At 53.7% G+C, this 13,991-nt stretch carries 13 protein-coding genes and 1 riboswitch; of the genes, 7 read left to right on the top strand and 6 right to left on the bottom strand.

Annotated elements, in window-relative coordinates:
* Positions 1-193: 193 nt before the first annotated feature.
* Complete coding sequence (locus SK34_RS24215; RefSeq protein WP_065945020.1) at positions 194-616, top strand: hypothetical protein; 423 nt, start codon at positions 194-196, stop codon at positions 614-616.
* Positions 617-781: 165 nt separating this feature from the next.
* A complete protein-coding gene (locus SK34_RS19160; protein WP_003837398.1) occupies positions 782-1,549 on the top strand; it encodes a DedA family protein in 768 nt (255 codons plus the stop codon).
* A 44-nt stretch (positions 1,550-1,593) separates the two neighbouring features.
* On the opposite strand, the gene thiQ is transcribed toward SK34_RS19160, so the two are convergent.
* The 4 genes from thiQ to sgrR form a co-directional block, all read right to left on the bottom strand.
* Positions 1,594-2,292, bottom strand: a complete 699-nt coding sequence (gene thiQ, locus SK34_RS19155; protein ID WP_003837401.1) for a thiamine ABC transporter ATP-binding protein ThiQ — start codon at positions 2,290-2,292, stop codon at positions 1,594-1,596.
* Positions 2,276-3,886: a thiamine/thiamine pyrophosphate ABC transporter permease ThiP gene (thiP, locus tag SK34_RS19150; RefSeq protein WP_048233914.1), complete on the bottom strand. Its 1,611-nt coding sequence runs from the start codon at positions 3,884-3,886 to the stop codon at positions 2,276-2,278. Before thiP ends, thiQ begins: the two co-directional genes overlap by 17 nt.
* Positions 3,862-4,845, bottom strand: a complete 984-nt coding sequence (gene thiB / locus SK34_RS19145) for a thiamine ABC transporter substrate binding subunit (RefSeq protein ID WP_048233912.1) — start codon at positions 4,843-4,845, stop codon at positions 3,862-3,864. The genes thiP and thiB overlap by 25 nt, the downstream gene beginning before the upstream one ends.
* A gap of 30 nt (positions 4,846-4,875) precedes the next feature.
* Positions 4,876-4,999: riboswitch (TPP riboswitch) on the bottom strand.
* Positions 5,000-5,032: 33 nt separating this feature from the next.
* On the bottom strand, positions 5,033-6,688 hold the full coding sequence (gene sgrR / locus SK34_RS19140) for an HTH-type transcriptional regulator SgrR (RefSeq protein WP_003018820.1): 1,656 nt from the start codon (positions 6,686-6,688) through the stop codon (positions 5,033-5,035).
* Between the two features lie 99 nt (positions 6,689-6,787).
* Here sgrR and sgrT point away from each other — a divergent pair, with 99 nt between their 5' ends.
* The 5 genes from sgrT to idnR all read left to right on the top strand — a co-directional run bounded on the left by sgrT (position 6,788) and on the right by idnR (position 11,927).
* Positions 6,788-6,916: a glucose uptake inhibitor SgrT gene (sgrT, locus tag SK34_RS19135; RefSeq protein ID WP_003018817.1), complete on the top strand. Its 129-nt coding sequence runs from the start codon at positions 6,788-6,790 to the stop codon at positions 6,914-6,916.
* A gap of 373 nt (positions 6,917-7,289) precedes the next feature.
* Positions 7,290-8,468 carry a sugar efflux transporter gene (locus tag SK34_RS19130; protein WP_003837408.1) on the top strand — a complete coding sequence of 393 codons (1,179 nt, stop codon included), beginning with the start codon at positions 7,290-7,292 and terminating at the stop codon, positions 8,466-8,468.
* 277 nt (positions 8,469-8,745) lie between these two features.
* Positions 8,746-9,510, top strand: coding sequence for a gluconate 5-dehydrogenase (gene idnO / locus SK34_RS19125; protein WP_016149547.1), 765 nt, complete (start codon positions 8,746-8,748; stop codon positions 9,508-9,510).
* Positions 9,511-9,568: 58 nt separating this feature from the next.
* Positions 9,569-10,852 (top strand): MFS transporter, encoded by a 1,284-nt coding sequence (locus tag SK34_RS19120; protein ID WP_003837412.1) that lies wholly within the window; start codon positions 9,569-9,571, stop codon positions 10,850-10,852.
* An 82-nt stretch (positions 10,853-10,934) separates the two neighbouring features.
* Positions 10,935-11,927, top strand: coding sequence for a DNA-binding transcriptional regulator IdnR (gene idnR / locus SK34_RS19115; RefSeq protein WP_044699207.1), 993 nt, complete (start codon positions 10,935-10,937; stop codon positions 11,925-11,927).
* A 45-nt stretch (positions 11,928-11,972) separates the two neighbouring features.
* Here the strand turns inward: idnR and leuD are convergent, their stop codons facing one another.
* Both leuD and leuC read right to left on the bottom strand, forming a co-directional pair.
* Positions 11,973-12,578 (bottom strand): 3-isopropylmalate dehydratase small subunit, encoded by a 606-nt coding sequence (gene leuD / locus SK34_RS19110; protein ID WP_003837416.1) that lies wholly within the window; start codon positions 12,576-12,578, stop codon positions 11,973-11,975.
* A 10-nt stretch (positions 12,579-12,588) separates the two neighbouring features.
* Positions 12,589-13,989: a 3-isopropylmalate dehydratase large subunit gene (gene leuC, locus SK34_RS19105; protein ID WP_016149551.1), complete on the bottom strand. Its 1,401-nt coding sequence runs from the start codon at positions 13,987-13,989 to the stop codon at positions 12,589-12,591.
* Between the last annotated feature and the right edge of the window lie 2 nt (positions 13,990-13,991).

Here is a 13,991-nt window from a genome sequence, read left to right as displayed (position 1 = left end):
CATTTTCAGGTTTATTGTACAATCAGTTTAATAATAATCCTGTTGGCGACTTTTTTAAGGAAAAAAATAGATTGAATCATGAGTTTTATGGTACGTTTTCAATTTCTGATACACTGGGTTATGCTGACTCGCCTTTTGATAGACCATCTTTTTTTCTGCTTCATCCTCATTCTCCACTTAAGTGAGTAGAGAGATGAGAAAATATGCTCTATTTATTTCTTCATTATTTCTGCTATCCCCTTTGGCGTTCTATGGTTGGTTTGTTTTGACATCGGGAGAACATCATTACAAGCGAGATGATATTTTCTCATACTGGCTATATACGCCTGATACGCTAAAAATCATACCATTAATATCAGAAGATATTGATTATAACTATGATTATGATTTAGATGAACAGCGAACACTAGTCATAATAACATGGCATCATGTTAAGGATGTTGCTGAAAAAAAAACAGTCTTACGTGATTTTCTACAACAACTCGGTTCTTCAATAAAATATGATTGCTTATGGATTTATCACGATCCTAATGATTTCTCCAGTAATTATCACCGTTATTGCGTCTACCAAAAATCAGATATCCTCGAACTGGAGTTCGTTGAGAGGGTGAAGTGACGCAAAGTGTGTTCCTGAGCATCCCAATTACGCTGGATGTGAATAAAAAGTGAATGATGTATCTTGAAAGTTGTCATAACTCGCAATCTATTCAGACAATTGATGGCTTGACGAAGTTGAGAGGGGTTATCAAAATCCCTGCTTCGTAAATCTGACGGACACATTATGCAAGCATTGCTGGAACACTTTATTCTCCAGTCCGCCCTGTACTCTCTGATCGCCGTACTTCTGGTGGCTTTTTTGGAGTCGCTGGCGCTGGTTGGCCTGATTCTACCCGGGACCGTGATGATGGCGGGGCTGGGTGCGCTGATTGGCAGCGGCGAACTGAACTTCTGGCATGCCTGGCTTGCGGGCATTATAGGTTGCTTATTGGGGGACTGGATCTCTTTTTGGCTGGGCTGGCGCTTTAAAAAGCCATTGCACCGTTGGTCGTTCATGAAAAAGAACAAGGCGTTGCTGGATAAAACCGAGCACGCCCTGCATCAGCACAGCATGTTTACTATTCTGGTGGGGCGTTTTGTCGGACCGACGCGTCCGCTGGTGCCGATGGTAGCAGGCATGCTGGATCTGCCTGTCGCTAAATTTATCGTCCCGAATATTATCGGCTGCGTGCTGTGGCCACCGTTCTACTTCCTGCCGGGGATCCTGGCGGGAGCGGCAATTGATATTCCTTCTGATATGCAGAGCGGGGATTTCAAATGGTTGCTGCTGGCGACGGCGGTGTTGCTCTGGGTTGGCGGCTGGTTTTGCTGGCGGCTATGGCGCAGTGGCAAAGCGGCTGTCGATCGCTTAACGGCGTATTTCCCCCGCAGCCGTTTGCTGTATCTGGCGCCGTTGACGCTCGGGATCGGTGTGGTTGCGTTGGTGGCGTTACTGCGCCATCCACTGATGCCGGTGTATATCGATATTCTGCGTAAAGTCGTGGGTTACTGACGAATCTTTTGCCGGATGGCGGCTTCGCCTTATCCGGCAACGCATTATGCTTTAATGCCCAATAGCGCCGAGGCGCTAGCGTTGCCGCTTAACAGATCGTCCGTATCGCCCTGCCAGGCGATGCGCCCGTCGGCGACCACAATCGAGCGGGGCGCAATTCGCGCCGCATCTTCTACGCTGTGGGAAACCATCAGTAACGTCAGCTGCTTCTCGCGACAGACTTCGGCCACCAGCGTTAGCATCTCCTGGCGCAGCGCGGGATCAAGTGCAGAGAACGGTTCATCAAGCAGTAAAATAGGTTGTTCCCGCACCAGACAACGCGCCAGCGCCACGCGCTGCCGCTGCCCGCCGGAAAGCTCACCGGGGAGGCGTTCCAGCAGAGAGTCGATCCCCATTTGCTGGGCGATGTGGAGTATTTTCTCCCGCTGCGATGCGTTAAGCTTCAATCCAGGATTCAGGCCCAGGCCGATGTTTTGCTGTACGCTCAGATGGCTGAACAGGTTGTTTTCCTGAAACAGCATAGAAACAGGACGGCGCGAGGGTGGTGTCGTGGTGTGATCTTCACCGTCAATCACCATGTTACCGCTGGCAGGCGTGAGAAAGCCGGCAATCAGATTCAGTAGCGTACTTTTCCCGGCGCCGCTGGGCCCGAGTATCGCTATCTGATCACCGCGCGCGACCGACAGCGTAAAGCGCATGGGCAGATGGTGATAAAGCCATGTGATATCAATCAGTTTTAACATTTCGACCCGGCAATTTCTCAATAACGGTAAACAGCGTAAAGCACAGGATCAGCAGTAATAACGCCGTAACTGCGCCATCCTGACTGCGATAAGAGCCAATCTGCTGATATAAATAAAACGGCAGGGTGCGGAAATCCTCATTACCAAATAACGCCACTACGCCAAAATCGCCAATCGACAGCACGCAGGCAAACGCCATCGCCTGTGCCAGCGGGCGCTTCAGGGCGCGCAGTTCAACCACTTTCAGGCGCGACCATCCCTCAATGCCCAACGACTGGCACAACATACTATAGCGCGCAGTGACGTCACGCATTGGGTTTTCCAGCACCTTCAAAGCATAAGGGATCGCCATCAGCGCATTGGTAAAAATGACAATGCCGTCGGCAGATTCGGGAAGCCCAATAGTGTTATTGAGCAGCAGAAAGAAGCCGGTTGCCAGCACGATACCCGGCATGGCGAGGATCATCATGCCGCTCAGCTCCAGCATCTGACCTGCCAGCACCTGCTGTCGTGCACGAAGTTCACGACTGCTCCATAACAGCATCATGGTGAGTATGACGCATAACGCTCCTGCTGCTAATGCGATGCGCAGCGAGGTTCCCAGCGCCTGCCACAGCACTGGCTGCATCAGTACATCCAGAACATGGCGGTTTAAGCCATCGACAATCACCGCCAGCAGCGGCGGCAGCAACAGCAACAGGGCCAGAATAATCAGGATTGCGTCAGTCAGTCGGCTGTGCAGGCGATCGTCAGGATCGCGCCAGCCTTGTACCAGGGTAGCACCGGGAGCAATCGCGCGGCTCAGACGTTGACTGAGAAGCACCAGCGCCAAACAACAAACCATCTGGATCAACGCCAGCATGGCTGCGCGGGCAGGATCGTAATCAAAATTCAGCGCCTGATAGATAGCCAGCTCGATGGTCGTGGCCTGTGGCCCGCCGCCCAGCGACAGAACGGTGGCGAAGCTGGCGAAGCACAGCATAAAGATGAGTGCTGCGACGGGCAGGATCTGACGACGCAGCCACGGCCATTCAACAAAACGGAAGAAATGCCAGCCGCGCATACCCAACTGAGCGGCTAACTGCCGCTGTTCGCCGGGAATACTCTCCAGCGATTGTAACAGCAGGCGGCTGGCCATCGGCAGATTGAAAAAGACGTGAGCCAGCAGAATGCCCTGCAAACCGTAAGGCGAAAAGGTCCATTCCAGCCCGAAGACATGCCAGAGTGAGGCCAGCCAGCCCTGACGACCATAGACGCTAAGAATACCGAAGACCGCGACCAGCACCGGCAGGATTAATGTCATGGCGCACAGGCGCAGCAGCGCCAGACGTCCTGGAAAACGGCGGCGATAGAGCGCTCTGGCAAGGAAAATCGCCGGGACAACCGACAGCACAGCGGATAGAAAAGCCTGCCAGAAAGAAAAGCGCACCACGTGCCACAGGTAGTCATCTTGCCACAGCGAGGACCACTCTCCCTGCGGGGCGTTAAACCACAGTGCCAGAAACGCGGCCAGGGCAACGGCCACCATCAGCGTGGCGGCGGTAAGCCCTGGAACCAGCCAGCCGGGGATTAACGGCTGACGGCGCGTTGCCATTCGCTAATCCATGCCTGACGTTGAGCCGCAACCTGCTGTGGCGTAAATTCCAGCGCGGTGGTCGGTTTATTCAGTTGCTCGAATCCTGACGGCAGGGCGACTTGCGTCACGGGATACATCCAGTTGCCGGTCGGAATCGCATTCTGGAATGCCGGAGACACCATGAACTTCAGGAATTTCTCGGCCAGTTCCGGCTGCTTGCTGGCCGCGGTGCGGGCGGCGACTTCCACCTGCAAATAGTGGCCTTCACTAAAATTAGCGGCGGCGTAGTTGTCTTTTTTCTCGGCGATGATGTGATAGGCCGGAGAGGTGGTGTAGCTGAGCACCAGATCGCTTTCACCTTTCAGGAACAGGCCGTAGGCTTCGCTCCAGCCCTTGGTGACGGTGACGGTTTTGGCTGCCAGTTTCTGCCACGCCTCTGGCGCTTTATCACCATAGACTTTCTGCATCCATAGCAGCAGACCCAGACCTGGCGTGCTGGTGCGTGGATCCTGATAAATGACGCGCCATTTTTGGTCGCTCTCTACCAGTTCTTTCAGGCTTTTGGGCGGATTCTTCAGCTTGTTCTTATCATAAACGAAGGCGAAATAACCGTAGTCAAACGGCACGAAGGTATCGTTTTTCCAGCCGCCGGGTACGTTAACGGCGTCGTTTGCTACACCACTTTTGGCAAACAGTTTGGTTTGTGTGGCGGCTTCCAGAAGGTTGTTATCCAGACCCAGCACGACGTCGGCTTTACTGTTTTTTCCTTCCATGCGCAGGCGGTTAAGCAGCGAGACGCCATCTTCCAGCGCGACCAGTTTCAGCTCGCAATTGCAGTCAGCTTCAAAGGCTTTTTTGATTGTTGGGCCCGGGCCCCAGTCAGCTGCGAACGAGTCGTAGGTATAGACGGTCAGTACAGGTTTGGCGAAGACAGGCGCTGCGCACAGCAGTAAAAGCGGAAGACATTTTTTAAACACTTTGCACCTCAAGAGTTGGGTGGCAAAGGACTTGAGATAAGCCTCAAATCCCTTCGCCGGCATTATCCGGATCAGGTTCGACGGGTATCTCTCAGCCCATACGCAGATCGAATGATTTTGTGTATGTTTTTATTTAGCACCCCGTTGAGAACGGCGTTAGTGTAATGATTTTGTTGCTTAGCAGCAATTAAGGATCCGGCGGAGCAAACCACGCCGATTTAAAATCAAACCAGCCGAGGGTATTCATGCGCAGCCCGCGCATACTGCGCTGTCCCTGAATGATCAGCCAGTGGTGGATTAATGGCACAATGGCCTTTGTGGCGAGCAGCTGTTGGCACCATGCAGCCAGGCTCATTTCGCCCGTTCGCCAGCGAGCCGCATCGTTTTCCCAGTCCCGCGAGATACAGTTTTGCAGCAACGGGACTTCGCACAAATGGGCGAACAGTGAGAAGTCGAGCGGTAGGGTAAAGTTGGCGCTGTTGAGCCAGATATCGCTGACGATTTCACCTGCATGCCATTGATCGTAGTCGATCTCCTGAATATTCAACTGCACCTGATGTTGCGCGAGCAATGTCTTCATGATCTGCGCGATAATCCGGTGTTCGATGTGATCGCGATAGTAAGTGATTGTCAGCGTTTCCAGCCCGGCGGGTTTTTCACCATGGCCGGGTTTTGCGTGATGCCAGCGGGGGAGTAAACCATACGCGGGAAACCATAGTCGCTGGTACTGTTCGTCGGCGTGGCAGATTAAATTCGTTGGCGAGAGAATGCGGCTTACCCATTCGCGGACCTCCTGGTTAGCTCCACGGTGGCTACGCGCATCAAACAGCAGGTAGTAGCAACCTTCTTCGAGGCGGCTTTCGATCGCCTTTTCATCCTCTGTGGGACCTTTTAGCGTCAACCCGCCGCCAGGTTCTTCTCCGATGTCGGGTAATACCCAAACGTTAACTTCGTCGATCAGGGCCCGGTAGCCAAAGTAATCATCAAATGCATGAATTTTCAGTTGGTTATTGGTGTTTCGTATTACCGCATACGGACCGGTACCAATCGGGTGACTGGAGAAGTTGTTTAGCGTTTCCCATTCTCGCGGCAGGATCATGGCGGGGACCTGCCCCAATAGCCAGGGAAGCCAGCGGTCTGGCTGGGCCAGATGGATATCCAGCGTCCAGGCCGTGGGAGAGACGATCTGCGTGATGTGTGAGTACAGCGGCAGGCTGTTAATGCGCATCAGTGAGGCGATAACATCTGCCATTTCCAGCTCGCGGCCATGATGAAAATGGATCCCCGGACGCAGGAAGAATCGCCAGTGTAAAGGTGAAATTTGCTGCCAGTGATGGGCAATGTCTGCTTCCAGTTCCCCATTTTCCTCATTTACCCGAATTAAGGCGCTGAAGATTTGCCGGGCGATATGGGTTTCGGAGCGGCGTAATGCCGTGCCGGGGAGCAGGTTGTGCATGGGGCGATAATAGAGAACGCGCATGATATGCCGACCCTGGCGAAAGCTGCGACCCAGATGGGAGACCAGCATTTGCCGTACGGCCGTTTTATCACCGACCAGTTGCACCAGTTGATCGATGCGATCCTGTTCCAGTAGGTCTTCTGCGCGCTGCTGCTGGAGCGCCAGCCCGGTATAGAGGAATGTCAGTCGCGAGCGTTTACCTCGTCCAACTTCAGCTTCCCACGTTAACCAGCCGCGATCTTGCATGGTATTAAGCAGCGTACGCATATGGCGGCGCGAGCAGCTCAGCAGATCCGCCAGCTCGTTGAGCGTCGTGTCTTGCGTTTTGCCGTCACAGCATTGCCACAGACGGATGAACTGTTGTTGCAAACGACCAGAAGACATAAAAGGGGAACTCCTGCGGAAAACTCAGCAATTTTATAATCCCTATATTAAGCCAATAATAGATTCCGATGAAGCGATGAGACAACGAAGGGGTCATCTATGCGTCAGTTCTGGTTGAAGTACTTTACCACGACAGAAAAATCGTCCTGGTTGGCTTGCCTGAGCGCACCGCAGCGCTTAAAGATGCTCGAAGAGCTGATGCAGTGGGAGATGACATCTGACTCCTGAATTGGAAATTGCAGACATCATGTGTGACTGAGTATTGGTGCAGGCTGTATCCTGCCATTATCTCTGAGCATCGCTGGTGGCTATTTTTTCACATGGCAAGGCGCGAACAGTGAAATTTGGTGAACCAAATAAGGTGTGAGCAACACAGCTATGTGAAAAAATGGCCCCAGCCCTCCGGGACGCGTGTAAAAAACGCATACTCTGCGTTGTCAGGCTTGGGAATAGATTTCTATACCCAGCGCCCTCCGCCTGGATTATGCGTTTTTTACCCAGCGTCGATGCCAGATATAATGGCAGGATACAGCCTCGTTCACCCGCCAGCAGGTATTATCTGCTGGCTTTTTTCGTTTCAGCTGCGCTTAAAAGGAAAGATATGCTCTGGATTATGACCATGGGACGGCGCCTCAACGGCGTTTACGCGGCATTTATGCTGGTCGCTTTTATGATGGGCGTGGCGGGGGCATTGCAGGCACCCACCCTGAGTCTGTTCCTGAGCCGTGAAGTCGGGGCGCAGCCATTTTGGGTCGGGCTGTTTTACACCGTCAATGCGATTGTCGGGATCGTCGTCAGCCTTGGCCTCGCGAAACGATCCGACAGCCAGGGCGATCGGCGCAAGCTGATCATGTTTTGCTGCCTGATGGCGATTGGCAATGCGCTGCTGTTTGCCTTTAATCGCCACTATCTAACGCTGATCACCTGCGGTGTGCTGCTGGCCTCGCTGGCGAACACCGCCATGCCGCAGCTGTTTGCGCTGGCGCGAGAATATGCTGATAACTCCGCGCGTGAAGTGGTGATGTTTAGCTCGGTGATGCGTGCGCAGCTTTCGTTGGCCTGGGTGATAGGACCGCCACTGGCATTCATGCTGGCGCTGAATTACGGCTTTACGGCGATGTTTTCCATTGCCGCAGGGATTTTTGCCATTAGCCTGGTGCTGATTGCGCTGATACTGCCGTCTGTCGCGCGGGTGGAGCAGCCTGTAGACGTGCCGCTGGAACAGACCGGCGGTTGGCAGGACAAAAATGTGCGTATGTTGTTTATTGCCTCCACGCTGATGTGGACCTGCAACACCATGTACATCATTGATATGCCACTGTGGATAAGTCTTGAACTGGGCTTGCCGGACAAGCTGGCCGGGATCCTGATGGGGACGGCGGCTGGGCTGGAAATTCCGGCGATGATTCTGGCAGGCTATTACGTGAAGCGCTTTGGTAAACGGCGAATGATGATCGCGGCCGTAGCGGCAGGCGTGCTGTTTTATATTGGTTTGATCTTCTTTCACAGCCGTATGGCGCTGCTGGTGCTGCAACTGTTTAACGCGGTATTTATCGGTATTATCGCCGGGATAGGCATGCTGTGGTTTCAGGATCTGATGCCTGGACGTGCGGGGTCAGCGACCACATTATTTACCAACAGTATTTCAACGGGAGTCATTCTGGCAGGGGTGATTCAGGGGGCAGTTGCGCAAAGCTATGGTCACTATGCCGTCTATTGGGTGATTGCGGTGATTTCGGTGGTTACGCTGTGGATGACCGGGCGGGTGAAGGACGTTTAGTCCGGCGCAGTCCTGGCGTCGTAGTGCCCGGCCTGGCGATATTTTGCATTAGTTTTTGTCGTTTTTGTCGGCCGGATAAGGCGTTTACGCCGCCATCCGGCAACCTGTCCCTACGGCCTGAACGCGTTACGCTTATCAGGCCTATCCTTCTTTTTTATCTTGCACGTAAATGTAACGTTGATCACATAACGATCTTTTTCCTCTTCCTTGATCTTCTTTTTTCTACTGTTACGCGTATACAGTTACGCGTAACAGTTATCAAAAAAGGAGTTTTTTCATGAAAAACCTATTCGACCTGACCGGTAAACGCGCGCTGATTACCGGTTCCGCTCAGGGCATTGGTAACCTGCTGGCCAGCGGTCTGGCGGCGCACGGTGCTGAGATTGTTATTAACGACATTACCCAGCAGCGGGCGCAGGCGGCGGCGGACAAACTGGTGGCCGAAGGCTATCGCGCTGTTGGCTATGGATTTGATGTTACCAGCGGGGAAGAGGTGGCGTGCGCCATCGCGCAAATTGAAAAGGACGTTGGGGCCATTGATATTTTAATTAACAACGCCGGAATCCAGCGTCGTTATCCCTTCACCGAATTCCCGGAGGCTGAATGGGACAAAGTGATTGATGTAAACCAGAAATCGGTCTTTCTGGTATCACAGCAGGTTTCCCGCTACATGGTGCAACGCCGCCGCGGGAAGATTATTAATATCTGCTCAATGCAAAGTGAATTAGGTCGTAAAACCATTACCCCCTACGCGGCGTCAAAAGGCGCGGTCAAAATGTTAACCCGTGGCATGTGCGTGGAACTGGCGGAATACAATATTCAGGTCAACGGTATTGCTCCCGGCTATTTCGCTACCGACATGACCACCGCGCTGGTTAACGATGAAGCATTCTCCGCCTGGCTGTTCCAGCGCACGCCCGCTGCTCGCTGGGGTAACCCGGAAGAGTTGATCGGCGCGGCGGTTTATCTCGCTGCGCCCGCCTCTGACTTTGTGAATGGGCATCTTCTGTTTGTCGATGGCGGCATGCTGGCCGCTGTTTGATCGCTAACGAGGCCGCGGGAAGCAACCTCATCCTTTAATGATAATCCAAGGAGTGAGTATGAATATGCTCGCAAAACTGCCAGCGCGTCGCTGGTGGTATTTAATGCCGATTATTTTTATTACCTACAGCTTAGCTTATCTCGACCGCGCCAATTACGGCTTTGCCGCTGCCGCTGGTATCGAACACGATTTAGGGATCACCCAGGGCACGGCCTCGCTGATTGGCGCGCTCTTTTTCCTGGGATATTTCTTTTTCCAGGTGCCTGGCGCCATGTATGCCGTTAAACATAGCGTCCGTAAAATGATTTTTTACAGCCTGATCCTCTGGGGGCTTTGTGCCGCGGCGACCGGCTTTGTCAGCAATATCCCAACACTGATGGCGATCCGCTTTATTCTCGGCATCGTCGAAGCGGCGGTGATGCCCGCGATGCTGATTTATATCAGCAACTGGTTTACCAAAACTGAACGCTCGCGCGCCAACACCTTTTTAATTCTCGGTAACCCGGTCACAGTGCTGTGGATGTCGATTGTCTCTGGCTACCTGATTGAAGCCTGGGGCTGGCGCGAAATGTTTATCATTGAAGGTATTCCTGCGGTGATCTGGGCTTTCTGCTGGGTGATTCTGGTGCGCGACAAACCGGCGGATGCGGGTTGGTTGAGCGAGCAGGAGAAGCAGGCGTTACAGCAGGCGATGGACCGCGAGCAGCGGGACATCAAACCGATGCGCAACTACGGTGAAGCGATGCGTTCACGCAGCGTCATTATGCTTTGCGCGGTGCATGCGCTGTGGAGCATCGGGGTGTATGGCTTCATGATGTGGATGCCGTCGATTCTGAAAAACGCGGCGCAGATGGATATTGTGGCGGTGGGCTGGCTGGCGGCAGTGCCGTATCTGGCGGCGATCTGCCTGATGCTGACGGTTTCCTGGCTGTCCGATAAATACCAGAACCGTAAGCTGTTTATCTGGCCGCTGCTGCTGATTGCTGCCATTGCGTTCTTTGCCTCGTGGATGCTGGGCAACCAGTCCTTCTGGCTCTCTTACGCGCTGCTGGTCGTGGCCGCCGCCTGTATGTATGCGCCTTACGGACCGTTCTTTGCGCTGATCCCCGAACTGCTGCCGCGCAACGTCTCCGGCGTGTCGATGGGAATGATCAACAGTTTTGGCGCGTTAGGGGCATTCCTCGGCGCGTGGCTGGTGGGTTACCTCAACGGCGTGACCGGCGGGCCGGGCGTCTCCTACACCTTCATGGCGATTGCTCTGCTGTCATCGGTGGTGCTGATGTACTGCGTTCGTGCGCAAAATGAAACCACGTCGCCGTCGGCTGAGATGGTAACGCGTTAAGGTTGAGCGAGGAGTGCAGTCGCTAACCGGCTGTGATAAGGTTCTCTGCGAGCATAATGGGATGTTGGTCGTAGAGAACCTCATGAAAAACAATCGGATGACATTACAGGATATCGCTAATCTGGCCGGTCTGAATAAGATGACGGTCAGCCGTTATCTGCGTGACCCGAATCAGGTGTCGCAACGCAGCCGTGAATTGATTTCGAAAATCATGGAAGAGAACAACTACATTCCTAACCGCGCTCCGGAAATTCTGCTCAACGCACGTAGCAAAACTATTGGTGTGCTGATCCCCTCGTTTCGTAATCAGATCTTTGCCGACGTGCTGGCGGGAATTGAATCCGTCACCTCGGCTTGCCAGTACCAGACGCTGATCGCCAACTACGAATATGACGCCGAGCGTGAAGAACGCGAGGTTCTGAATCTGCTCTCTTACAATATCGACGGCTTGATCCTCACCGGAAAGCTGCATACCGAGCGGATGATCCAGTACGTGCGCGCCAGCGGCGTACCTGTGGCGGAACTGATGGATATTAGCGGCCAGTATCTGGATATACAGGTCGGTTTCGATAACGAAAAAGCGGCCTTCGAGATGACCCAGGCGTTTATCGACAGTGGAAAACGTCACATTGCGTTCTTTGGATCAATGGACGACCCTCGCGATTTGAGTCGTTACCGAGGTACCGAGAATGCGCTGGCTGCGCAGGGGCTGGAGGCGTATCACCTGGCGCCAAAAACGATTTCGTCGGTAGCGCTGGGGCGCAAAATGTTCCAGCAGGCGATGGCGGAAAAGCCGGATATTGACGCTATTTTCTGTACCAACGATGACCTGGCGGTTGGCGTGCTGCTGGAGTGTCAGGCACAGCAGTACGATGTGCCGGGAAAAATGGCGATTGCCGGTTTCCACGGGCTGGAAATTGGCCGTGCGCGGCTGCAAAAAATCGCCAGCGTGATTACACCACGCTTTGAGATTGGCAAAACGGCGGCGGATATTTTGATTAAACGTCTTGGCGGGAAGGATGCGCCGGGCAGCGTTAATCTTGGCTACCAAATCTATTACGGCGATACGCTGTAGGCGAAGAGTAGAGGCTGGCCACCGTGCGGTGACCAGCGGGAGAGATTACTGCATAAACGCTGGCTGCTTGTCTTCGTACTCGGTGATGGCCGCTTCATGCTGCAGCGTCAGCCCGATGCTGTCCAGACCGTTCAGCATGCAGTGGCGGCGGAAGTCGTCGATTTTAAAGCTGTAGGACTTATCGCCCGCTTTCACCACCTGCGCTTCCAGATCCACTTCAAATTTAATGCCCGGATTGGCTTTCACCAGGGTAAACATTTCATCTACCTGCGCGTCGCTCAGAGTCACCGGCAGCAGTTGGTTATTGAAACTGTTGCCGTAGAAGATGTCGGCGAAGCTTGGGGCAATCACCACTTTAAAACCGTAATCGGTCAACGCCCACGGCGCATGTTCGCGTGACGAACCGCAGCCGAAGTTTTCGCGCGCCAGCAGAATTGATGCCCCTTTATATTCCGGGAAGTTCAAAACGAACTCAGGATTTGGCTGTTGCCCTTTTTCGTCCAGAAAACGCCAGTCGTTAAACAGATGAGCGCCAAAACCGGTACGCGTAACCTTCTGCAAAAACTGTTTGGGAATGATTGCGTCGGTATCAACGTTGGCGGCATCCAGTGGGACAACCAGGCCGGTATGCTGGGTAAATTTCTCTGCCATGGTAGTTTCCTTATTTGATGCTGCGAATGTCGGCAAAATGACCGGTAACGGCGGCAGCGGCGGCCATGGCCGGGCTGACTAAATGCGTGCGACCACCGCGGCCCTGACGGCCTTCAAAATTACGGTTGCTGGTGGAGGCGCAGCGCTCGCCCGGATTCAGGCGGTCATTGTTCATGGCCAGACACATGGAACAGCCTGGTAAACGCCATTCGAATCCTGCTTCGATAAAGATCTTGTCCAGACCTTCTGCTTCCGCCTGCGCTTTCACCGGACCAGAGCCCGGCACCACCAGTGCCTGTACGCCTGGCGCAACTTTACGTCCTTTGGCGATTTCCGCCGCGGCGCGTAAATCTTCAATACGCGAGTTGGTGCAGGAACCGATGAACACTTTATCGATAGCCACTTCCGTTAACGGAATACCTGGCTTCAGCCCCATATACGCCAGCGCTTTTTCAGCCGATGCGCGCTCAACGGGATCGGCAAAGGATGCCGGGTCGGGAATATTATCGTTCACCGAAATGACCTGACCCGGGTTTGTTCCCCAGGTGACCTGCGGCGCAATCTCTTCCGCTTGCAGGGTGATGACGCTGTCGAAAGTGGCGCCTTCATCCGTTTGCAGGGTTTTCCAGTAGGCGACCGCGTCGTCAAAGTCTTTGCCTTTCGGTGCATGCAGACGGCCTTCGACATAGTTGAAGGTGGTCTGGTCTGGCGCGACCAGGCCCGCTTTCGCGCCCAGTTCGATCGCCATGTTGCACAGGGTCATGCGGCCTTCCATGCTCAGCGCGCGGATGGCTTCGCCACAAAACTCAACTACGTGTCCGGTACCGCCTGCACTACCGGTTTTACCGATAATCGCCAGCACAATATCTTTGGCGGTAATGCCAGGGGCTGCTTTACCGTTGACTTCAATCTTCATGGTTTTGGCGCGCCCCTGTTTCAGGGTCTGCGTCGCCAGAACGTGTTCAACTTCAGAGGTGCCAATACCAAACGCCAGCGCGCCGAACGCGCCGTGTGTAGCGGTGTGGGAATCGCCGCAGACGATGGTCATACCCGGCAACGTCACGCCTTGTTCTGGCCCCATCACGTGAACGATACCCTGATACGGATGGTTCAGGTCATACAGCTCGACGCCAAATTCGTTACAGTTCTTAATCAGCTCTTGCATCTGGATGCGTGCCATCTCACCCGACGCGTTGATGTCTTTGGTCTGGGTAGAGACGTTGTGATCCATGGTGGCAAAGGTTTTACCCGGCTGGCGTACCTGACGGCCATGCGCGCGCAGGCCATCAAACGCTTGCGGAGAGGTCACTTCATGCACCAGATGTCTGTCGATGTACAACAGCGGGGTTTCGTTTTGCGCTTCAAAGACGACGTGCGCATCAAACAATTTTTCGTATAACGTTTTGGCCATGA

The sequence above is a fragment of the Citrobacter sp. MGH104 genome (assembly GCF_001034485.1).
Taxonomy (GTDB): Bacteria; Pseudomonadota; Gammaproteobacteria; order Enterobacterales; family Enterobacteriaceae; genus Citrobacter; species Citrobacter freundii.
This window is presented reverse-complemented; position numbering and strand designations above follow the sequence as displayed.

Bases quoted from the DNA above. Each gene is read 5' to 3' on its own strand.
- SK34_RS24215 (WP_065945020.1), top strand. From the start codon at position 194: ATGAGAAAATATGCTCTATTTATTTCTTCATTATTTCTGCTATCCCCT.
- SK34_RS19160 (WP_003837398.1), top strand. From the start codon at position 782: ATGCAAGCATTGCTGGAACACTTTATTCTCCAGTCCGCCCTGTACTCT.
- thiQ (WP_003837401.1), bottom strand. From the start codon at position 2,292: ATGTTAAAACTGATTGATATCACATGGCTTTATCACCATCTGCCCATG.
- thiP (WP_048233914.1), bottom strand. From the start codon at position 3,886: ATGGCAACGCGCCGTCAGCCGTTAATCCCCGGCTGGCTGGTTCCAGGG.
- sgrR (WP_003018820.1), bottom strand. From the start codon at position 6,688: ATGTCTTCTGGTCGTTTGCAACAACAGTTCATCCGTCTGTGGCAATGC.
- sgrT (WP_003018817.1), top strand. From the start codon at position 6,788: ATGCGTCAGTTCTGGTTGAAGTACTTTACCACGACAGAAAAATCGTCC.
- SK34_RS19130 (WP_003837408.1), top strand. From the start codon at position 7,290: ATGCTCTGGATTATGACCATGGGACGGCGCCTCAACGGCGTTTACGCG.
- idnO (WP_016149547.1), top strand. From the start codon at position 8,746: ATGAAAAACCTATTCGACCTGACCGGTAAACGCGCGCTGATTACCGGT.
- SK34_RS19120 (WP_003837412.1), top strand. From the start codon at position 9,569: ATGAATATGCTCGCAAAACTGCCAGCGCGTCGCTGGTGGTATTTAATG.
- idnR (WP_044699207.1), top strand. From the start codon at position 10,935: ATGAAAAACAATCGGATGACATTACAGGATATCGCTAATCTGGCCGGT.
- leuD (WP_003837416.1), bottom strand. From the start codon at position 12,578: ATGGCAGAGAAATTTACCCAGCATACCGGCCTGGTTGTCCCACTGGAT.
- leuC (WP_016149551.1), bottom strand. From the start codon at position 13,989: ATGGCCAAAACGTTATACGAAAAATTGTTTGATGCGCACGTCGTCTTT.